This window comes from Pseudoalteromonas sp. SG43-6 (assembly GCF_014164365.1).
In the GTDB taxonomy this organism is placed as follows: Bacteria; Pseudomonadota; Gammaproteobacteria; order Enterobacterales; family Alteromonadaceae; genus Pseudoalteromonas; species Pseudoalteromonas rhizosphaerae.
Map to the genome: position 1 here is coordinate 1 of NZ_JACJEZ010000049.1, position 23,397 is coordinate 23,397.

Sequence of the window (23,397 nt, forward strand, 5' to 3'; positions counted from 1 at the left end):
ATACCAATCTGCTTGGATATGGGATCTATTTTAACGATAAGAAAATTGCTCTATAACTAGGCAAAATTTTTGATATCTAGTTGTTCTAAATGAAAAATTTTTAACAACGTTATAGGGTGATTTAATTCGTTAAATTGTTCAAATATTTATGCAGGTTGGTATATTACCCTAACCTTGCGCCACTGATTTACGAAAGCGCATTAATGCAACAGTAAAAAACACACTGCCAATAACAACTAACGCTAAAAAGTAAGGCCAAACTACATCCCACCCTGCTCCTCGGTATAAAATAGCTTGAGCAAATTTTACAAAATGCGTTGTTGGCGCCAATAACATTATATTTTGCACCACCTCAGGCATACTTTCTCGCGGCGTAACACCGCCAGACAGCATTTGTAATGGTAATAAAATTAAGATCATCAATAACCCGAGTTGCGGCATAGTGCGCGCCTGCGTGCCTAACAATATACCCAGCGATGTGGTCGCAAATAAATGAATAGCAACGCCAAATAAAAATAAGCCTGGCGAGCCATGAATAGGCACTTGTAACAAACCTTCGATCACAATAAATAATGAAAACGCAGTCAGTAATAAAATCACTAAACCATTAGCCCAAATTTTCGCCATCACTATTTCAAAGGGGCTTAACGGCATCACTAATAAATGCTCTAATGTGCCGTGTTCGCGTTCACGGATCACCGCGGCGCCAGTTAAAATAATCGAAATCATTGTGATCACGTTCATCAATTCCATCACGCTACCAAACCATACACTTGTCATGTTTGGATTAAACATAATGTGCGCCGATTGCTTTATTGGCAGTGAATAAACGGTTCGATAACCTTGCACAAACTCATTTACTTCGCCGTTAATAATGGTTTGAATATAGTTATCACCAATAAATGCTTGCGACATGCGCGTAGCATCTATATTTACTTGAATTGTAGGTTGCTTAGCTGCAAGTACATCACGCTCAAAATAAGGCGGGATATTAAGCACAAAAGTATAACGGCCATTATCCATAGCTGAGTCAACATCGCTTAATGAAATACTGTCTGGCGTTTTAAAGTAAGGCTCATAAAAGGCATTAATAATACGCTTAGATAATTGCGATTGGTCGTGATCAACAACTGCAATCGGCGCATTATTTAACTCTATCGACGTGGCTGAAGCCACCACATAAATCAACCCAGTAAAAGCAAAAAAAACGAATAGCAGCAAAACCTTATCACGCCATAAACTACGCAACTCTTTAATACCTAAATTAACAATGTTTCCGCGACGTTGCATGGCTATTTGTCCTGCTTTGGAAGTAAAAATACACTGGCCAGAGTCAGCACGGGTATAAAAGCGAATAAAGGCAGTAGCTGGGCTGATAAATCAGAAAAATTAAGCGCTTTATTAAAGACCCCCCGACATGCCTCTAAAAAGTAGGTGGTCGGAAACAGTTTACCAATAATCGCACCAAACCCTTCTAAGGAAGAAACAGGGTCAATTAGCCCACAAAAGTTAACGGCAATCATCAACACAACCACTGTAGTGGCTGCCAGTGCTGAAATTTGTGTTTTTGTAAAAGCCGAAATTAACAGCCCCACTCCGGTAGTCGCTGTAACGTATAATAATGCAGCCAAACTAAGCGCCCAAAAGCTGCCTTTTAGCGCCACACCAAACACGGTAATAGCAAGTGCGACTAAGCCAAAAAAGCTGATCATACTCACTAAAATGTAAGGCAGCTGTTTGCCAATAATAAATTCCAGCCGGTTAACCGGTGTTACATATAAGTTTATGATTGAACCCAACTCTTTTTCCCGCACTACGCCAAGCGCCATCAATATCGCAGGAATAAATACCAATAGCAGTGGAATAACCGCCGGCACCATGGCCTCAATGCTTTTAAAATCTTGGTTATAACGATAGCGAGATTCAATATTAGCGGGCACTAAGTTTGGTACTTGTGCATAAGTGCGTAAAGATAAGTTGGTTAAATAGCTGTAATACACGCCGCTCATATAACCATTAATCGTTTCTGCCCTAAACGGCATAGAACCATCAATCCACACTACAATTTCAGGTTTACGGCCGCGTTTAAATTGCTGACCAAAGTTAGGTGGAATTTCAACGGCCACGCTTAACTCACCACTGCGCATTCGTTTATTAAGTTCTTGCGGGCTTTTAATATCTGCTTTTTGAATAAAGTAACGTGAACCTGCCATATTTTGAATGTAGTTGCGGCTCTCGGGCGATTGGTCTTGATCTAGTACCGCAAAGCTTAAATCTTCAACATCAAATGTAATGCCGTAACCTAAAATAAACAGTAAAATTATTGAGCCCAGTAAAGCAAACGTTAGGCGAATAGGATCGCGCCATAACTCTAGCGTTTCGCGATGCGCATAACCAAATAACCGCAACAAACTGAATGCTGGGTTAGTGTTATTTTTACGAGTAGCGGGCGCTTTAGCCAATACTTTGGGTTTATCCGTTATCGATGCTTGTAACGCCGAGCTTGCTCCCGCTGCATTTACCGCTTCTTCTAAATATGCAATAAAGGCAGCTTCTAGTGTGTCGGTATTACGCGCTTGGCACAGTGCAGCTGGCGTATCGCTGGCAAGTATTTTACCTGCATGCATTAACGAAATTCTATCGCAACGTGCCGCTTCATCCATAAAGTGAGTCGAAATAAAAATAGTCACGCCTTGTTCGCGCGAAAGCTCAATGAGTAACTGCCAAAAGTCATCCCTTGCAACGGGGTCTACACCCGATGTGGGCTCATCAAGTATGAGCATTTCAGGGCTATGTACTACCGCAACAGCAAGCGATAAACGCTGGCGAATACCTAGGGGCAAATCGGTAGGAAAATAGTCACTGTATTTTTTAAGGTTAAACCGAGTAATTAAATCTTTAACGCGCGGCTCTATTTTCTCTGCAGGTAAGTGAAATAAACGCGCATGCAATACCAAGTTTTGCTTCACTGTAAGCTCGTTATAAAGCGAAAACGCTTGTGACATAAAACCAACGCGCTTGCGGCTTTCTATGTTATTGGCATCGACGTTTTCACCAAACAATTTTGCTTCGCCACTGGTTGCCGGTTGTAACCCGGTAAGCATTTTCATTGTGGTAGTTTTTCCACAGCCATTTGAGCCTAAAAAGCCAAAAATTTCACCTTGTTCAATACTCAAGCTCACCTTGTTAACGGCGGTAAAATCGCCAAATGTTTTACATAATCCATTTGCTTCTATAGCGAACTGAGTTGTGTTTAAGTCTTGTTTACGAGGTGGCACAACTAACCGCTGATGATCATGGCGCTTTTCTTCAGGAAGTAATGCTATAAAGGCTTCATCAAGCGATTCTTTATTAGTTTGCGCTTTCAGGTTTTGTGGGCTGCCCGTACCGATTACTTTTCCATCGTCCATAGCAACTAGCCAATCAAAATCATCGGCTTCTTCCATGTAGGCGGTCGCAACCAGTACGCTCATCTGAGTATTTTCAGCGCGAATACTGTTTATTAATTGCCAAAATTGACGACGCGATAGCGGATCAACTCCGGTTGTTGGCTCATCTAAAATTAATAATTGAGGGTCATGGATCAGTGCGCAGCACAAACCGAGTTTTTGTTTCATCCCGCCAGAGAGCTTTTCTGCGGGGCGATCGGCAAATGCCTCTAAGCCTGTACTTTTTAAAAGGTTATTAATTCGTTGTATTCGCTCGGCTTTATTTTGAGAAAATAGACGACCAAAAAAATCTATATTTTCAAACACAGAAAGTGTTGGATACACATTTTTGCCAAGCCCTTGAGGCATGTAAGCAATGCGTGGCGACACCGTATTACGAAAACCACTGCTGCGCATATTGCCGTTTAATACCTCAACCTCCCCCTCTTGAATCGCCCTTGCCCCCGCTATAAGTGCCAGCAAGCTTGATTTTCCTACGCCATCAGGGCCTATAAACCCGACCATTTTCCCGGCAGGTAATGAAATACTAATGTTGTCCAGCACGCGATTATTAGCATAGCGATGGCTCACCTTAGTAAGCGTAACCACACTTTCACGTGGTGGCTGTTGAATGTTTTTATCGTCGTTATCCATTATTCAGGTACTCGTACCTGTAATGACGTAGGCCAATTTTTTTCAGGCGCTAACAACACATAAGCAAGCCCTGGCACCCCTGTTTTTACTTGTTTGATATGGTCTTTTAATAACTGCGAGTCGAGTTTTACCTTAACTCTAAACATCAGTTTATCGCGCTCGTTTCGGGTTTCTACCGATTTAGGGGTAAATTGCGCCTGTGCAGACACAAACGTCACTTTAGCCGGTAATGTATACTCGGCAACAGCATCAATAACAATGCGTGCTTGTGAGCCTATTGTTACCTTGCCTGCTTGCGCTGTTGGTAAATATATACTCATATAAACATCGGTTAAATCCAATAACGATAAAACCTTGCCACCACTGCCAAGCACTTCGCCAGGCTCAGCTAATCGATACAATATGCGTCCATTGATTGGTGCTGTGAGCGTGCTGTCGGCTATGTTGCTTTGTAATCGCTCAATACGTGCCTGCGCTGCTTCTATTTCAGCATCCGACTGCACAACTTTTACGTTTGCCGCGGTTAAAGCAGCTTGCGCAATAGCAGAGGTGGTTCGTTGTTGATCTACCACTTCTTTTGAAATATGGCCTTTTTCTAATAATTTTGCAGAGCGGCGCAATTCAGTTTGTGCAAAATTAAGCTCACTTTTATGCTGCTCTACAATCGCTAATGCGTATTTACGAGACTCATTAGCAACACGAAGCCCCGCCTGAGCTTCACGTAACTGTGCATTTAAATCATCAGTATCAATAACCGCTAACGTTTGACCCGCTTTGACCATATCGCCTTCTTGCACCATAACGTCAACTAAGCGGCCCGGTAATTTTGTAGCAATATCGTACTCAGTCGCTTCAATTCGCCCATTTCCATAGGCAACACTGTCAGGGAGTTGTTCAGCAAATGATGTAGGTTGCAAGGTTTGCCAAGCATACCAGCCAGCCCCCCCCACAATGATCAATACAGCGAGCTTACTCAAAGATTTGAACGTTGATTTAATTGTCATGTGCTAAAACTCCATGTATGTATAAAGTAATGTAAGTGAGGGTAATCAAGGTAAAAATTTTTAGGATACAGCACGCTATTTGTTATATAAAAGCAACCCTGCTTTGTAAGTACAACAAGGGTAGTTGTAATAAGCGATTTAAACGAACTTAAAAATCCAGCGTCACTAATCTACCATTCTCACCGTTAATAAAGATGATGTGGATCAATATAAATTAGAGTTAATGCACTAATTATTAGTGATTTTTTAAAACCGCAGGATAAAAGAAAGGGAAAACATCAAGGCACCTACTGAGCGCCTTAATACTAATTATGTCAGCGGCAGATTAGCTTATAATTTTTAGTAACAAAACCCGTTACGTCCTTAATGCTAAGCTAATCAATACCACGCCATGATCGGTGCTTAAATCATCACGCTCAAATTCAGGGTTAATTAAATGACGATCGTAAGTATGGTACTGACTCACCTCAAAAAAACTGTCGTCGTAACTTGAGTCAAACTCGAAAGATAACAAAATGTAGTCAAGCACTGAGCTTCTCGCGCCAAAATAATGGGTAGGCTTTCGCTTTAAATCCACTGTATTTTCATTATTTTGATTAGCCAAATTTAATTGCGACTTTGCAAATAACTGCCATGCGTCGTTAAGGCAATATTTTACAAGGTAAGTTTTACTGTCAAACGTGGGGGCAAAGCGCAGTGTATTTGTTAGTAAATGGCTTAAAACGCCATCGGCTAAGTCGTTGTTAAAATCGCCCATTAAAACCATTGGGTTTTGTGTAGATTCGCGGCGCGCAATGATGTCCATCATCAGTAATGTGGCTTCACTGCCGCGCTGAATAGTTGAGCCCCAACTCCCTGCTATATCGGCTTTTAATAACTCAATAATGTTTTTTTCGGGTGTGAGGTCTTTGTTTTGCTCATCAAGCTCTATCATTGAGCGCTTAGACTTAAAATGCACCACATAACAATCCGTGTTGCCGATATGCGGTAAGGTTATTGTAGCTCTAAGCACCTTTCGGCTAAATGTAAAATCCTCAGTTAAACCAAGGGTTTCAGCAAACTCATGGTCATGCTCAACAGTTGCCACTTCAGCAATTGGGTATTTTGCGGCTATTGCCACAACAGGGCGTTTGTAAATAAAGTCGTCGATTACCTGGGGCTCATCTACCACGGCAAAGTACGCATAACCTTGCTCTTTAACTAATTCTTTAAGCGACTCAATACTAAATACTTCTTGAAAGCCAATCACATCAGGCTGATGCTCGGTTAAGTAATTAATAAGCCAACGCTGCTTTTTAGCCCACTGCTCTGTGGTGTATATGCGTTCAAATTCATAATAGGCATTAGGCGGCTCAAGGTAATTAAACAAATTAAAAGTGGCAATTTTAAGAATCGTATCAGTAATAACCGAATCGTCTGCAGTGGTGTTTAAAGGTGTTTTAGTGTGTGATTCAAGGTTGCTGATAAGGCTGCCCTACTTAAAATAAGAAAAACGATTATAGCGGGTTATCGCTATATTAATCTAAGCGGTGAAAATTTTTCAATATCAAATTCATAGCGTTAATTTACACTAACTTATCATTTTTTAAGGCACACGGTCATTATGGATTACTCAAACTTCGGCACTAAATTTACTCAACCTAATGGTATTACACAGTTAATGGAAGATTTAGGCGATGCTAAAAACAGTAATAATCCAAATATTGTTATGCTCGGTGGTGGTAATCCGGCCCTAGTGCCTGAGGTTAATGATATTTTTATCAATGAGTTACAAAAGCTTGTTGCTAATAATACACTTTCCAACGTATTTGGACTTTACGATGGCCCAACGGGTAATGATGCATTTCGTGCAGCTCTGGCCAAGCAACTAAAAAGTGAATACTCATGGGATTTAACCGCAAATAATATAGCGCTTGGTAATGGCAGCCAAGCCAATTTTTTTGTGTTATTTAATCTGTTAGCTGGCAGTATGCCTGATGGAAGCCATAAAAAGGTTTTATTTCCGCTGGCACCTGAATATGTAGGCTATGCAGATCAAGGCTTAACTGACGATATGTTTGTAGCAATAAAGCCCGATATCGAAATTTTAAATACTGAAAGTGGCTCAAACCAATTTAAATATATCATTAATTTTAAAGCTGTTGAGCAAGTATTAGCAAGCGACAGCAGCATTAGCGCACTGTGTGTATCGCGCCCGACTAACCCAACAGGCAATGTCATTACTGATGAAGAAGTACAGCATCTCGATTTATTGGCTAAGCAATATAATATCCCACTGATCATTGATAACGCCTACGGCGACCCATTCCCTGGGTGTATTTATACCGACGCAAACTTAACCTGGAACTCAAACATTATTTTATGCATGTCACTTTCAAAGCTTGGCCTACCGGGTTTGCGAACCGGTATTGTAGTGGCTAACAATGACATAATTAAAGCCATTGGCCGTGTAAATGGCAGTATGGTTTTGTCGCCGAACAGTTTTGGCCCAAGTTTAGTAACGCGCCTTATTAATGAAGATGAACTCCTTCCGCTGTGTAAAAACTCAGTGCTGCCTTTTTATCGAGAAAAAGCACAAACAGCAATGAACTTGTTTGATGAAATATTTGCCCACCTCCCCGTTTACTTACACAAAGTAGAAGGCGCATTTTTTATGTGGCTGTGGTTTAAAGAGGCAAAAATAACCAGCGAACAACTTTACCAAAAGCTCAAAGAGCAGGATGTTTATATTATTCCCGGGCATAATTTTTTTATTGGTATTGATGATGCTTGGGCACACAAACACCAGTGTATTCGCATTAATTATGCAACCGATGCCAGCACTTTGCGAAAAGGCTTAGAGGCCATTAAAGCAGTGATGGCATGAATTGGGTGATATTTAGGGTATTCAAACCCTCTGTTCGAATACAATGCGTGCAAAGCGTTTATAGTGCCTATAGTTATTGGCATAAACCTGTGAACAATTTAAGGTTATTCAGTCATCCTCTAAGCCGTTAAATAAGCCCTAAACTGAGGTAAGCGGTTATTACTGTTATTTATTGATTGTATTAATTTTGTGCAAACGCGCCACACCCCCTTTAAATTTATATATAAGTTGGTATGCTACGCGACCTTTTTTAACATATGATTATCATCAAAAAAGGGTTTGCCAAGGGGCGGCTATCGCTGCAAGGCACTTAATATAAGTGGCAGCAATAATACAGGCATCGCGTTATAAAACGTTAGATGTAACTTTAAATAGCAATATATAAAAGTACTATTAAGGTCAATTATGCGATTAGGACCAGGACTACTCGTCACCGCTGCCTTCATTGGACCAGGGACTATTACGACTGCCAGCGTGGCAGGTGCAAACTTTGGTTTTGCACTAATATGGACATTACTGTTTTCAGTTATTGCCACCATATTATTACAATCTATGGCGGCGCGCCTTGGCGTAGCCACCGGGCAAGATTTAGCGCAAGCGCTAAGAGCTCACATTGAAATGCCCCTATTTAAATCTCTCGCTATATTTTTAGTGATCAGCGCCATTGGAGTAGGTAGTGCCGCCTACGAGGCTGGCAACCTTAGCGGTGCCAGCATGGGATTAATTGAAATATTTCCTCATGTTAATGCCCAGCTTTGGACGCCACTCATTGCATTTTTAAGTGCGGTGTTACTTTACAGCGGTAAACACAAAGTCGTTGAAAACGCGCTTATTTTATTAGTGATTTTAATGAGCCTAGTGTTTATCTCTACGTTAGTTATGGCTGCTCCCTCGCTGAGTGATGTGTTAGCAGGCTTTATTCCTAGTATGCCAGAGGGTTCAATTACCACGGTATTGGCATTAGTGGGCACCACCATAGTGCCGTATAACTTATTTTTACACTCAGGTGTTTTAGCTGCAAGACACGACAGCAAAAGTGATAAACAAAAAGTCATTAAGCAAACTAATGTAGATACGGGTGTGTCTATCACCTTAGGTGGCGTGATCACGCTGGCTATTTTATCAACCGCGTCAGTGGCATTTTATGGCACAGATGCAGGGCAAATTAGCGCTGCCAACATGGCGGTGCAGCTTGAACCCTTACTAGGTGATGCCGCCCATTACTTTTTTGCTATTGGCTTATTTGCAGCTGGTTTAACCAGTGCAATTACAGCCCCTCTTGCCGGTGCGTATGCAGTATGTGGCATGTTAGGTTGGTCAAATAAAATGGATAACACCCGCTTTAAAAGTGTCGCCATTGTTATTTTATTATTTGGTGCAGCCGTGGCGTCTCTGGGTTTAGACCCTGTTGCCGTGATAATTTTTGCCCAAGCAGCTAATGGACTATTACTGCCTATTGTAACCACCTACCTAGTGTGGCTGGTTAACCAAAAAACAGTAATGGGCAAATACACCAACTCAATGTTGGTAAACTTACTTACTTTACCGGTGTTAGTGCTTATTTTTGGCTTAAGTGGTTACAAGCTGTTTAGTTTGATTTTTTGATACGTTTGCGAGTCTTTCCACCTTGTTAACTGCTCATTTTTTCAATGCTATACATCACCCACATTGCGAGTACTGCGATGAAGTTAATTGTAAAAACACTTCCTCGCAGCCTGATGTTTGAAGTGAATATTTGAACACCACTGTGCAACACTCGCCCAGCGATAAAGACCCAAGCTAGCAAATAATAAGCTGAACTAATTGTTGAATCAGTAGAAATTAAAAGCACACAAACCAGATGAAAAAATACCGGCCACTCGAATTGGTTGCTCAAATTAGCGCTGAGTTTTGGCTGTATAGATTGAAATGGATTAGAGCCATCCGCTCTTTTACCAAGCCCCCATACACTTGGGGCTCTGGCAATAGTGAGCAAACCATATAGCACAACACACAAAATCACGTGCGCGAACATGGGCAAAAATATAGTATTCATTTCACACTGAGTCCTTTAAAGTAATCTAACCTTCGCTAAAACAAGCTTCTTCAACATAGAATAAAAACAGTCAATTGTACGCTATTGTCAATTACTAGGCTTAAGAGAGTAGCTGTTATACGGCGACTATTACTGAGCCTATACTATTGGCAAAACCACCCACCTTTACGCTGTTTATTATTGAATTGTTAGACTCAACAGATGCTGTAATTATTGAATGGCAATTCATAGCCCTACCTTGTTCAAAAACATATTCACTCCCTAACTCAGCAAGATGCTCGGTAAGGTAACATGCTAAAGCCCCACAAGAGCTTCCTGTTGCTGACTCTTCAGAAATACCAAACAAAGGAGCAAAATTACGGCAGCTGGCTGTATGTTTACTTTGCACTTCACAAAGCTCAAAAACATGAAAGCCAACAAGGTTATGCTGTTTGCAAAAATCAGCGATACGTTCATCGTTTGGCTCTATTGCATCTAAATAGCCATGAGGAACAGCAATAATGACATCGGCTAGTCCTGTTGAGATAGCTTCAATAGGTAAGTTTGTGCTTTCAAGTATATTACTTTCAATACCTATCACATGGGCAATTTCTTGATATGAAAAACCAGCTATTTTTTCAGGTAATTGCTGCTCCATGACAACCTTACCATTTGGTTCAATACTCACAGATAACATGCCAGCCTTGGTGCGCTGAACATAAGTGCCCGCAGTAAGCATACCTTCTTGGAACATAGTAGAAAAAGTAGCTAGCGTAGCATGACCACAAAAATCAACTTCTGCTGTTGTAGTAAAAAAAGACACCTCAAAATCAGCTTCATTATCACTAGCAACAAAAGCCGTTTCTGAATACCCGACAACTTGAGCAATTTTTAATTTTTCAGCATCTGTGAGCCTGTCAGCATTAAAAACAACGCCTGCAGGGTTGCCACCTTTGCCATTTACTGTAAACGCGTTTACCAAAGCAACTTCAATATCCACCTGTACCAACTCCCTCTATAACGAGCCTTAAGAGTGACTCGTTTTATTTATCTTTTAATCCATCAACCATAGCCGAGTTGCTATTTTGATTCAATGGTTTAGCTGTTCTGGCAGGATCATCAGACTTAACTCTTTATCCATGAAAGACCTCAACGTTAGCTTTATCAACGAGACTGCGATGTATAAACTTTAAAAATGGAGTTCCCTAGTTTAGCGATCACCTCATTGCGTTCTTTCATTGAGACCTCAGTTTGCGCTATGTAGATGCTAATTATGATCGGTGATTGATGTTCACTCCATACTACAGCTGTAATGCTTCGAGCACCAAAGCCACCAGCCCCGGAACGATCGGCTATGTTCCAACCTTCAGGCAACACTGAGCGCAACAAGTTACCAGTTACTTGGTTATTGACCATCCATGTTTTTAACTTTTCTTGGCTCATTGGAGAAAGTGTTGAGCCGAATAATAGCTCATTTAAAGTGTTTGCTATTGATTTAGGAGTCGTTGTATCCCTTAAGTCTCCTGGTATTCCTTCATTTAAATCGGGCTCAAAACGGTCTAAGCGAGTTTTTTCATCCCCTGTGTGCCTTACAAAATCAGTTATGCTTTCTGTGCCCCCTACTGCATTTATGATGATGTTTGCCGCGGTATTATCACTTGTTTTCATGGTTGCAGAGCACACATCATCAAGGGTTATTGCTTGTCCTACATACTTTTCTATAACCGGAGAATACGTCACAAGATCTGTCTTTTTAATTTTGACTGTACTATTAAGATTAATATCCCCTTGCTCAGAGTCATACAATAACTTTGCACAAGCAATTGTTTTAAAAGTACTTGTCAAAGGGAAGCGTTCATCACCTTTGTAATCCCAGTATTCTCCATTTTTAGTATCAAGAACCGTTACCCCTATCCGGCCCGAAAGCGTCACTTCGATTAACCTAGCTTCTTGCTCCACTTGTTGAAATTTTGGGCTATGTGAAAATGCCACAAATGGTATTAAAAGCAAAATAACCAATAAAGAATTCATCTATTTAATCCCATGATTCTGATTAACCAGCATTTTATATCAAAGCATCTGTGACAACAAAAAAGCTAAAGCTTGACCTACATGATAAATTTAACGGGGTCAGAGCAAGCAGCTTAAAACTTAAAGCTTTCCCTTTCAAAACTCCACCAACCTCTCATACAATCCTGATGCCCTGCTGACTGATTTATTCATTGCCATTAACAACACTTTTTTATCAGCCACCAGCTCGAAAGTGTTTTTAGCACGGGTAATGCCGGTGTAGACTAACTGGCGGTTGATGCCGGCAGTTGCTTGGTTTTGTGGTGGCAGTACCATAGCCGTATAGGCAAACTCGGAGCCTTGTGATTTATGAATAGTCATTACATAAACTGTGTCATGGGCTGGTAGTCTGGCTGGTGAAAATGCCCGTTGATTGCCCTGCTCGTCAATAAATATGGCTTTGAGCTGGGCACTGTCGTCGTGCATTAAAATCCCAATATCTCCATTAAATAGTTTTAGCTGATAATCGTTTTGCGCAATCATAATCGGCATGCCCAAATAATGCCGCTGATTTGAGTTTACATTAATCAATCCTTGCTGGCTTAATTGTGTTTCAATACGTTTATTTAAACTATGAACGCCGTAATCTCCTTCGCGTACTGCGGCTAACAACTGGTAACTGGCAAAAGCTTTATGTATGTCTTGTACGCTCGCGTGTTGTTTAATTAAATTAAGATACTGAGCGTATTTACTGGCGGCGCTTTGTACTAGTTTATCAATCGGTTTACTTACAATGTCATAGTCTAAAATAACGTCTTTAAATTGGCCGCTGCTCAGCTCTTGCTCTACATAATTGAGCTTGCCGCTGTTATTGGTATTAACCGCTAATGCTAATTGACCTATGCCGCTGTCGGCTGTGAAACGGTAACTGTGCTGTAAAAACGCGATACAGTCGGCCAGTTTGAATTGACTATTACCTGCGACTAATTTTCGCTGGTTATTAAAGCATAAGCTGTTTAGTTCAGCGCAACGCGCCTCTGAATAACTTGGTGTTTGACCAAGCACTAAACCTTGGCATAAATCGCTCATTACACTGCCGGTATCAACCGAGGCAAGCTGGTCTTTGTCACCGAGTAATATAAGTCGCGCATGCTCTGGTAAGGCCTCAATTAGTTTAGCCATCAGCGATAAATCAACCATCGACGCTTCATCAATGATCAATACATCTAAATGCAATGGATTACTGCGGTTATGCCTAAACTTATTAGTAAACGGTTTTACCCCCAGTAACCGGTGAATCGTTTGCGCGCTTTCTGGGATCAGCGGCGTAATAGCAGCGCTTATTTTATCTTTTAACTGTTGTTTTGCCCCAAGGATTGATTCACTTAATCGCGCAGCGGCTTTGCCTGTCGGTGCCACCAACTTAATACTCAGTGGGGCATTTTGATAAAGCGATTGTAAAATTGCTAGTAGCTTAGTCACGGTCGTGGTTTTACCTGTTCCTGGGCCACCGGTAATAACGCTAAAGCCTTTGGTTGCTGCCATCGCACAGGCAACCTTTTGCCAATCGAGCCCTTGCTCTGGTGCATCTTGTTCGGGGAAATAGTCACAAAGTAACTGAGTTAACTTATCGCTATCAATATCGAGCTTACGCTCACTCATTAACAACAATCTTGATGCCAGTGTTTGCTCATAACCGCTTAGACGTGCAAAATAAAGTCGTTGTTCAAGTAACTGTAACGGTTTAGTCTCCCCGACACTAGGATGGTTTTGCAAGCAATTAATTGCCTCTGCGGTGGTAAATGTGTCGTTAAACGGGCTGAGTGTGTCAGGAATTATGCCCGCTAGTTTGGTAAAATCACTTTGGCGTAAATTAAACGGATTACGCCAATCTACCTGCGCTAAATCTAAACAGCTGTGCTGACTTTGCTGCGATAAACAGAGTAATAAAAGCAGTGAATAAACGTCGTTTGGTTGTTGAGTTTGCTCACTGCTACACAGTAATTCTGCCAGTTTTATATCAACCATTCGTAGCCGGTTTTCGCTAAGTAGGTAATCAAATAATGGCACTATTTGTACGTCGTTCGTCGCTGCTGTTGCAATGGCTGTATTGGTATCTAACACGCTCATAGCATTGCTCCTTGGCTATTTTCGGTTGCCTCATCTATGCTTTGGGCAACACTGCCTTGACTAAAAAGCCCATCTAAAATAATAACTTGCTCGGCGGTCAACTTTTTAAAGTACACACCTTTTCCATCTGCCATACCACGTAAAAAGGTGTAATATACGCCACCTAAATGCTGCTCAATGCTGTAATTGTTGATCCGTTGTTTTAATAACCGATGCAATGCCACGGTGTAAATTAGATACTGTAAATGGTACTGGTGGCTACTCATAGCTTGCTCTAAATGCTCTTGCTCATAATCAGTTGGCTGGTTGCCTAAAAAGTTAGACTTATAATCCAAAATAAAATACTGCTCGTTATGACAAAATATTAAATCGACAAACCCTTTTAATAAGCCTTTTACATCATAAAAATCGAGCCTACTTTGATTAAAACCAAAGTGCTTAATCAATGTTTCATTCAAGCCTTTTGCCGTTAAACTGGTAATTGGCAGATTAAACTCCATTTCAACCAAACAATCCCGTGGCGTTAATTTACTTAAGCTTAAACCGTTTTCATTCAATGGGCAGTTTAACGCGGCAAGCACCCATTGCTCAGTTGTCTCTTGCCATTGCTCACTAATATGGTATTTGTTTAAGCTGCGCTCAACTACCACGCTTAGGTTTTGCTCATGGTTTGTGGGGTGCTGCTCTGGGCTGGTGAAATCCAATTGCTCAAAAATCTCGTGTAAACAACTACCCGGTTTTGCCCCCTTGGGAAAGCTATAAGGTGAGCGAATATCGTCTTGTTGCGTTGCAAACTCATCTTTTTGATGATCTTCGTCGCTGCGCCCAGGTTCTAAATGCTCGCTATGACTTTTAAAACTCAGCGCACTAAAACTGGTGGTGCGCCAATCACGTTCAATTTTAACTTTAACCTTATTAACACTCACACTGTGACTTTGTGTTTGGCTTGATTGCAGTGATAATGCACCCTGCTGAGATAACTCTTCGCTAGTAAACTGTTGATAGCTCATGGCTGGTTTGTCAGCACAAAACTCTTGTAAATGCGTGCGCCACACTAAACTACTGGTGATATCAAGTCCTGCAAATAATACATGCCCTAAGGAGCTACTTTGAATTGCCAACCGACTACTTTGTCCTTGGCCTAGGTTATACATACCAATTGCGCAGTAATGAACGGCGCGAGTGAGTGCAACATACAATAACCGTAGATCTTCAGCTAGGCGTTCTTGCTCCGCTTTTTGTAACGCATCATCGTTTTTACTGAGATCGTAAATCAGCTGGCCATCCTGATGATACAACGCATCTTTCGTTTCACGATAACCGCTGGCAAATGGCATAAATACCAGCGGGTATTCAAGCCCTTTTGAAGCATGCATAGTGACTATTTTTACCAAATTGGCATCACTCTCAAGGCGTACTTGCACGGTTTCACCATCTTGTTGACTTACTTGCTGCGCAAACCAACGTAATAACCGTAAAGTACCCTCTAGCTCGATTTGTTTTTGCTGTAGGATCTCGCCTAAATGACGAAAATCGGTCAGCCAACGTTCAACGTTGTAACCCAACCCTTGCCATTTCGCGCTTAATTGATTGTGACTGAGTAAGTGCTCAAGCATTGCCATTGCACCTTGTTTGTACCAAATAGAGCTCAGGTAAGCAAAAAAGTTAAGATGCTCTTGCCACTGTGCTTCATCATCAGCCAAGGCATAAATGTCATTATAACTTAAGCAAAATAGTGGCCCAGCTAACACGCCTCGCAACAATGATTCGTTGTATTGGCCATGTAAAGCCGATAAAAAATTAAGTAAATGATGGCTCAGCTCTTGGCTAAATACACTCTCACGGGATAAGTACACGCTCGCAATTTTGGCATCACTGAGGGCTTTTTTCATAATTTGCGCTTCAACCCGATCACGCACCAAAATACAAATATCTGCCGCCGTGACTGGCTTATTCGCAATACACGCACGCCCTTGCTGTGCTTGCTCAAGTAAGATCACTATTTTATTGGCAAAATAGCTAGCTAAATGTTGCTGGCCAATGCCTTTATTAGTTGGTTTATTTTTTTCATCTGCGGCGCTATCTGCAAACACACAAAACTCAAAGGCGGTGGCAGGTTGGCCATCTATTAAAAACGATTTATCGGCTTTTTTACCTTGTGCCGCCACGCGATTAAACGGGATCGCATCGTTATAAATAAAGCTGTTATCGTGTTTACTAAACAGTGCATTGACGCTTGCAACCACATCGCTACTGGAACGAAAGTTAGTACCAAGGGTAAATTGCTGCTCCTTTGCCACTTCGTGTTTAGCACCAATGTACGTAAAAATATCCGCGCCCCTAAAACCGTAAATAGCTTGTTTAGGGTCGCCTATCATGGCAAGCGTGGTGTTTTCTTGGCTATAAATTTTACTAAAAATACCGTACTGAATGGGATCAGTATCTTGAAACTCATCAATCATCGCTACCGGGAACAACTGCGCTATTTTTTCTGCCAGTGCTGCGCCTTGCTCTGTATTGAGTGCACTGTGCAAATTAGTTAATAAATCATCAGGAGTTATAACGCTTTGCTCTTGCTTGCGTTTTACAATGGCTTGTTTAACCCAACTTGCCGCATGTTGCACAATAGCGATTGCCAAGCCTTGATTAACAGTGTTAACAAGCTTAGCCATTTCATCAAACTGGCTAAGCATTACATGACTAAACAAAGGCTGATTTTTTTTATAATTAGCTTCGTCACTGAGGTTTTCAGTACTCCATATTTCATAAGAGTACTTGTTTGTACCAAACTCAAAAAATAGCTCATCACCTTTACAAAATGCCTCAAGCGCTGCAAGGCTACCTTTACGTGCAGGTGTTTTGGCACCACTTAAGCCAGAGCTTTTTACAGCTGCAATAAATTCGCTATCAAGGCAGGCTTTTTTAAAGCTCGCGACTTTACCAAGATATAGCTCGCGTGCTTGCCACACATCATCTAGTTTTATTTGCGGAGTAACCAGCGCATTGCCTTTATTAAGTATGTTGGCCACTTTACTAAATAACGCTTCAGGGGCAGCAAATACCTCTAAAATTGCATCGGTTTTTTCTTTATTGAGTGGATATACAAACACTCGCCAAAAATCTTTAATGGTTTCAAGCAAGATCTCCCGTTGATCTAAAATAAACTCCAAATTAAACGCCACACCAGACTCAAACGCATGCTGTTTTAACATTCGTTGGCAAAAACCATGAATGGTGAATATTGCTGCTTCATCCATCGATTTAGCGGCGGCATCGAGCAAATCAAATGCACGGTGTTTATCATCGATTGTGGCGATCACAGCATTGATCAGCTCATCCTCTGTTGCTTGGCCAAGCAGTGCATCACGTGCTGCTATAATACGAGTGCGCACACGGTCTTTAATTTCTTGGGTGGCGGCATCGGTAAACGTAACGACCAATATTTGTTCAACACTCAGCGGAGTATTTACGGGCGATGAGTGTTGTTGCGCGATTTGCATGCCGAGTAAATAACGTAAATATAAACCTGTAATAGTATAAGTTTTACCGGTGCCTGCACTGGCTTCAATGAGACTTTGCCCAATAAGCGGCATCGTAAGTGGATTAAGCGCTTGCATGGTCACTCTCCTTTGCATGTGCAAATAACGGCGCAAGTAGCATATCGCTCCAGCGTATAAATTCCTCTTGGCACTCATTCAACGATTGCGTTGTTAAGCGAATATAGGGGTTCTCGCCCTCGCCTCGGCCAATATATTGTGGGCTAAATTTGCTCATTGCTTTACCAATATCGCCACCACTTTTTACGTACTCATAGCCACTCACAGGAAAAAACGCTACGGGTTCTTTAAGTAGTGCGTTATATAAAGTAAACCAATCTTGCAACAGTGCTTGGGCATCTGCTTTATCCAAAGCTGCAAAAGTGATTTGTTTATCAAGCCCAAGTAATACAGTTTCTACATGTTGATCCACGCACTGCGCAACAAGGTGATATATAAAGCCCTTGATGAGATCTTTTGCCTTGATACTGGCACTGCGATAAAACACTTGTTTGTGCTGATAAAGATGATTTAACCAGCCTTCAAGCTCAGTACTGTTGTTATCACTGTGAAGTGTTAGCGCAACTTCAATCGGTTCATTTTTGCCGCCCTTGATGTGCTCTTTAACTTGCCCTGCCAGTGCATCAACCCGGTGCTGCATTTTCTCAAAGATCAAATCTCCAACATGCGCCTGCGGTAACTCGCCTCGTTGCAGTATTTGCTCACGACTAAGGGGCTGCTCAAAAATAGCCGCTTCGAGTATTTCGTCGAGATAAAAATAACGGTGCAGTGCGTCTAAACTAAATGGCTCTTCATCTTTAGCTACTTCGTTAAATTGTGCTAAACGCAACCCTAAACTTTGCTGATAAAAACTCTCTTGTGCATTGCATACGCTGCGGATAAACATATCCAGCTCAAGATGTTCAGGTGCGCTGACCTCAAGCGCCGTCAGTGGCTCTGGGATTATCGCCTGAGCGGGTAACCAAATTGGATTATAACTGTGATTGGATTGCAGCGTATTAGTGGTATCTGCCTGATAATTTAGGCTATTAAAAGGCTGTAAATGCTGTTTATTGATCAAACACTCAGGCAAGGTTTGCTCACTTGGCTCAGCAAATTTGAAACTGCGGCCAATGTATTCTAGTAATTCACTCACTAAGGTTGATGGCATACGCGGTTGATTATCAAAACATGAACGGCCAATATAGCTCATGTATAAGTTATCACGGGCACTGAGCAGCGCTTCTAAAAATAAGTAACGGTCATCTAATTTGCGCGATCGGTCACCTTTTTGCTTTTTCGAATAAGGCACTAAATCAAAACCAATCGGCTGCACCGTTCGTGGGTAATCGGCATCGTTAAGCCCTAACATACACACCACTTTAAATGGCACAGCACGCATTGGCATTAGCGTACAAAAGTTCACTTGGCCGACTAAAAAGCGTTGCCCTACACCTTTTTCTTGAATGCCTTGTTTAATTAAATAACTCACAATACGCTGTGACACTACTTGCGTGTAATCGCCATTATCATGGTGCTTTTGCAGCTCTTCGAGCACCTTTTGCAGTACCAGTAAATCCCAGCTATCGTCGCTTTCGCTCTCGTAAATAGCCGTTAATAGTTCACTCAGGATAAGGGTTTTATTAGTTAGCGTGTCGTCTGGGGTGAGCCTGTGTTTAAAGTGTTGCAATACATCAATAAAATGCACTAATTTATTGAGTGTATCAAGTGCCATCCCTTCCACTTCATCAGCGCTATATATGCCATTAAACGGGCATTGTTCATCACGTTGGGCAATACCTAACAATAAGCGGTTTAAGCCATGTTGCCAGGTATTTAATTCTATCGCGGGTAAATCAAAGCTATGCTTATGCTCGGCGTTTATTCCCCACTTGACGCCAACACGCTCAAGCCAATATTGAATTTGCTCATATTCGTGCGCTTCAACACTAAACTTTTCAGCTATTTGCGTCACTTGCAGTAAATCAAGGATATCTGACACACCAAAGCGCGAAAACGGCAGATCAGCTAAGCTTGCAAACGAACTCAGTACCGGTTTTTCTTGCTCAATGGCTAGATCAGCTAACGCATAGGGAATAAAACGGTTACCCTGCGCACCGCCAAATACCGCTTCGATGTAAGGGCTATAAGTGCCAACATCCGGCATCATTACTATAATATCTTTTGGGGTGAGTGCGGGGTTTTGATTAAATAAATTAAGTAAGTAATCGTGCAAACGCTCAACTTCTCTAAGTGGAGTATGGCAATCACTTAGAGCAATGCTGGTATCGGTAGTGCTTATTGCAAGCTTACCTTCATCGTTTATAAACCATTCTTTATTGTCAGTAAGGGATTCACCTTTAAACGCTAACTGGTAAATTTCGCTTTGAATTTGACCAAGTAAACTGTCGTCAAACACATCAATAAAGCCATCAATCCAGCTTGCGTCACGCTGTACCAGTTGTTCAAAGTAATCACGGCCTAATTTACCCCACGATGATAACAACGGATTACCAATAAAATAGTAGTCTTGCTCTGGCTCACTTTGCTTTTTTTGCTGCGCTTCCAACAATGGCATTTTGGCGTATTTAGCCGTTATTTTAGCTGCCGTTTTTTCATCAATTAAATCCCCCCAATAATGTTCGCTGGGATTAAAAAAGAATAAAAATACCTCGGTTTTTTTACTCAATGCATCAAACACATCAAGTTGCGAACTGGCAATGGCTGAAATACCAAATAAACTGATCCGCTTTGGTAATAAGCTACTGTCCATTTTATCAAGCGCGGCTAATAACTGCCCTTGCATATTGGCGCGATGAAACTGACTTTGCCCAAGCACTTGACTATGCGCTACTATTTTTCTCCACAGATCAGGCTGCCACGGCGCGATACTAATATCTACATCATCTAATTTATCAGTGCCGCTGTCCCATGTGGCTATCCAGTGCGGACGGTACATTAAATATTGGTCATATACATCGGCTATTTTTTCACATAAAGCAAAGGTTTTTTGACCGTCAGTGTCACCTGCTAAGTAGGTTTTAAGGGGTAAATATAACGGTTCATCAATGCAGTTTGGTAAAATAGCAAATAACTTCCAAGCAAGATTAGGTTTATTAAACGCCGACTCTTTGGGTACATTCGGTAATAGCTGCTGGTATAACTGCCAAATGAAGCTCGATGGCAATGGAAAATCTACCTGTGCTGCCACCCCCAAACTTTCACTTAAACCAATTTTTAGCCACTGCGACATACCCGGAGATTGCACCAACACCACTTCTTTATCAAACAGGCTGCTTAATGGGTTTACTTTTAAAAGCTGATGAAACTGCGCTTGCAGGGCTTCCATACGGTTAGATTGAATAATATTGAGCATTGCGACACTGTTCTTGCTTGAGATAAAAACAGTGTAAGATATTTTCAATTATAGGGGTAGCCATTGTCGCTAATTGGCATTAATAAATCAGCGAGTTAGCACAATAATTAACTCACTTTTTATACGCACAGTATAGCTACTGTGCGTTTTATTTTCTGAGGGAGTCATTATTTATATGGGCTAATACTTGATAAGCTAAATTGGCTTTGCATGATCACATCGCCATCAATGCCTTTTAGCTGGAGTGAAATAGCTGGATCTGTTTGTTGCCAATCAATGCTTAAATCACCGTAATTAACGTCATGTGTGAACTTCCCCACGCGGTGTTTATTAGGACTGACGTTTTTCCATTTTTCAGTAAGGCCTGAGCTGGTCATTTCAATCAGTGGATAATCAAGGTTTTGTTCATACCTTGATATCTCACCCCAATGTGTGTCACCACTGATAATTACCACGCCGTTTACTTTGTGTTTTTTAATTAACGCAAATAAACGGTTTCTATCCTCCGGAAAATTAGCCCACGACTCCCAGCCGGTAAAGTCAGGCAGTAACTGTAAGCTCGAAGCAATCAGTTTAATTGCAGCAGGCTTTTTAAGCTCTTGTTCAAGCCATTGCCACTGCGCCTCACCTAACATCGATGCGCCTTTTACTTCACTTGGGCTATAAGGCCCTTGATTACTCGCTTTACGCTCAGTCTTGTATTGTGTTTCACTAACGTGGTTAAGTGCATCGCGATTCCAACGCAGATCAGGCATGATCACTTGTATCGTGTGCTCACCTTCGCCATACATATACGAAGTATAAATCCCATCGGCACGTGTGCGACGCACTGAACCCGGTGGCTCTTGCCAAAAGTCGAGCATAATTTCCCGAGACTGTTCTTTATGTGGGTACTCTTTACCTGCATCATTTTGGCCAAAATCATGATCATCCCACATGGCAATAAGGGGAGTCTGTGCTTTTAACGTTTTAAAGCCGGGCTTAGCGCCTAAGCGCTGATATTTATCGGCAAGTACGCGCATATCGTTGGTGTCGCCGTAGATGTTATCACCCAAAAAGATAAACAAATCTGCCTGCTCTTTATTGATCGCGTCAAAAATCGGAATATCTTTATCTTGATGCCCACATGAGCCAAACAGTATTTTTTGTGGCGTTAGTTTTTGCGGTGTACTTAATACTGAAAAACTCGCAACAATGCTTACCAATGCGGCCGCTTTAATTAAATGCTTCATTTTAAAATCTCATTAATTGCATCCGCCATAGCGGGATTAAGCTGCTTAGGGTTTTCGCCAAGTACGGTTAAAATCGTTGCCGCAACTTGTGCTTGTTTGAGCTCTGTTGTTGTTTTTAATAAACCTTGCGGTTTAATATCTGGGCCAATTGCAGCTAACCAAATATGCTCAGAGCCAATAATTCCCTCAGGAAAAGCTTTACGACCTTGCTCCGATTTTGCCATTGCTTGTTTTGAACTATGATGCTGCCAATCATTAGCGTTACTGCCACGGCCATGATCCGTGGTGATAATAAGCGTTGTGTTATTTTTATAGCCAGGTGTAGTCTGAATGGTTTGCCATAAATCTTTGATAAAAGCGTCACTTTGTTTAGCCGACTGCAAATAGTGATCGTAATGACCATCATGGGCAAAATCATCGGTTTCACCTAAGCTGATCACTAATAACTTAGGCTTTTTTGCCAGCATATAAGCTTTGGCAAAACGATATGTAAAACTGTCTAAACGCACATTATGCCAAGGACTTGGGATCTCCTGTTGTAAAGCATTTAATAGTGGCGCATCGGCAAATAAGTCTGCCTCAATTGGCATAAAACCCGCATTTACATATACGTCGCTGCGTTTGGTATTAACAATAAACGGAAATACATCCCAACTACCAAATAAGGCGGTTTTATTTTTATAGTCAGCGCGTTGCTCTAATCGCTCTAAAATAGTTTTATTTGGATTTGGCGTTTTATCATTACTGTTAATTGCCTCATCAACACTGCCAGTTAAGATCTCACTGTAGCCTGGGTATGAAAAATACCACGGGTTACTCACCGACATTGTTGAACCATTCTCTCTATCGCCAATTAACACACCGTGTTGAGCAATCGTATTGCTAATAAATGGCATTAACTGAGCTTGTCGGGCGTGTTTGTCATCGCGCCAAAACTGTTGTTTCAATTGCTCAGGCTGTTTAACAAAATCGGGATTTGCTAACAATTTTTGATCGGCGCCGTTAAATACCTCTTGCCAACGCACTCCATCAAGCGTCACAAGCACGACATTATCACTGGCTTTGACAATATGACTTACCATTAATGTACAGCCTATTACGGCCAGTTTAGCTATTGCTTTCATAGTATTCCTATCAATAAAAACCC

General features: G+C 41.4%; 14 protein-coding genes. 2 read left to right on the forward strand and 12 right to left on the reverse strand.

The features are described 5' to 3' along the window. Positions 1-168 precede the first annotated feature (168 nt). The 4 genes from H5201_RS17820 to H5201_RS17835 form a co-directional block, all read right to left on the reverse strand. Positions 169-1,290, reverse strand: a complete 1,122-nt coding sequence (locus tag H5201_RS17820; protein ID WP_182785151.1) for an ABC transporter permease — start codon at positions 1,288-1,290, stop codon at positions 169-171. 2 nt (positions 1,291-1,292) lie between these two features. Then, positions 1,293-4,082 (reverse strand): ribosome-associated ATPase/putative transporter RbbA, encoded by a 2,790-nt coding sequence (gene rbbA, locus H5201_RS17825; RefSeq protein WP_182785152.1) that lies wholly within the window; start codon positions 4,080-4,082, stop codon positions 1,293-1,295. Beyond that, positions 4,082-5,086 carry an HlyD family secretion protein gene (locus H5201_RS17830; protein ID WP_182730636.1) on the reverse strand — a complete coding sequence of 335 codons (1,005 nt, stop codon included), beginning with the start codon at positions 5,084-5,086 and terminating at the stop codon, positions 4,082-4,084. Before H5201_RS17830 ends, rbbA begins: the two co-directional genes overlap by 1 nt. 355 nt (positions 5,087-5,441) lie before the next feature. After that, complete coding sequence (locus H5201_RS17835; RefSeq protein ID WP_182785153.1) at positions 5,442-6,455, reverse strand: endonuclease/exonuclease/phosphatase family protein; 1,014 nt, start codon at positions 6,453-6,455, stop codon at positions 5,442-5,444. A 234-nt stretch (positions 6,456-6,689) separates the two neighbouring features. Between H5201_RS17835 and H5201_RS17840 the strand changes: the two genes are divergently transcribed. Both H5201_RS17840 and H5201_RS17845 read left to right on the forward strand, forming a co-directional pair. Next, positions 6,690-7,952 carry a valine--pyruvate transaminase gene (locus H5201_RS17840; RefSeq protein WP_182785154.1) on the forward strand — a complete coding sequence of 421 codons (1,263 nt, stop codon included), beginning with the start codon at positions 6,690-6,692 and terminating at the stop codon, positions 7,950-7,952. A 405-nt stretch (positions 7,953-8,357) separates the two neighbouring features. Continuing rightward, positions 8,358-9,557, forward strand: a complete 1,200-nt coding sequence (locus tag H5201_RS17845) for an Nramp family divalent metal transporter (RefSeq protein WP_182785155.1) — start codon at positions 8,358-8,360, stop codon at positions 9,555-9,557. Between the two features lie 25 nt (positions 9,558-9,582). On the opposite strand, the gene H5201_RS17850 is transcribed toward H5201_RS17845, so the two are convergent. From H5201_RS17850 to H5201_RS17885, 8 genes are all read right to left on the reverse strand, one after another. Beyond that, positions 9,583-9,987: an MAPEG family protein gene (locus H5201_RS17850; RefSeq protein WP_145233112.1), complete on the reverse strand. Its 405-nt coding sequence runs from the start codon at positions 9,985-9,987 to the stop codon at positions 9,583-9,585. A gap of 115 nt (positions 9,988-10,102) precedes the next feature. Next, positions 10,103-10,966: a PhzF family phenazine biosynthesis protein gene (locus H5201_RS17855; RefSeq protein WP_182760887.1), complete on the reverse strand. Its 864-nt coding sequence runs from the start codon at positions 10,964-10,966 to the stop codon at positions 10,103-10,105. A gap of 164 nt (positions 10,967-11,130) precedes the next feature. Then, positions 11,131-11,997 (reverse strand): CARB/PSE/RTG family carbenicillin-hydrolyzing class A beta-lactamase, encoded by an 867-nt coding sequence (blaCARB, locus tag H5201_RS17860; protein WP_145233110.1) that lies wholly within the window; start codon positions 11,995-11,997, stop codon positions 11,131-11,133. Between the two features lie 135 nt (positions 11,998-12,132). Beyond that, positions 12,133-14,106, reverse strand: a complete 1,974-nt coding sequence (gene recD / locus H5201_RS17865; protein WP_182717394.1) for an exodeoxyribonuclease V subunit alpha — start codon at positions 14,104-14,106, stop codon at positions 12,133-12,135. Continuing rightward, the gene (gene recB, locus H5201_RS17870; RefSeq protein WP_182717393.1) at positions 14,103-17,723 is read right to left on the reverse strand and encodes an exodeoxyribonuclease V subunit beta; all 3,621 of its coding nucleotides are present in this window, start codon (positions 17,721-17,723) and stop codon (positions 14,103-14,105) included. Before recB ends, recD begins: the two co-directional genes overlap by 4 nt. Further along, entirely contained in the window at positions 17,710-21,018 is a 3,309-nt protein-coding gene (gene recC / locus H5201_RS17875; RefSeq protein ID WP_182785156.1) for an exodeoxyribonuclease V subunit gamma, read from the reverse strand. Before recC ends, recB begins: the two co-directional genes overlap by 14 nt. Positions 21,019-21,185: 167 nt before the next feature. Next, the gene (locus tag H5201_RS17880) at positions 21,186-22,250 is read right to left on the reverse strand and encodes an alkaline phosphatase D family protein (protein ID WP_182785157.1); all 1,065 of its coding nucleotides are present in this window, start codon (positions 22,248-22,250) and stop codon (positions 21,186-21,188) included. Beyond that, the gene (locus H5201_RS17885; protein ID WP_182717390.1) at positions 22,247-23,374 is read right to left on the reverse strand and encodes an alkaline phosphatase family protein; all 1,128 of its coding nucleotides are present in this window, start codon (positions 23,372-23,374) and stop codon (positions 22,247-22,249) included. Before H5201_RS17885 ends, H5201_RS17880 begins: the two co-directional genes overlap by 4 nt. Positions 23,375-23,397: the final 23 nt, after the last annotated feature.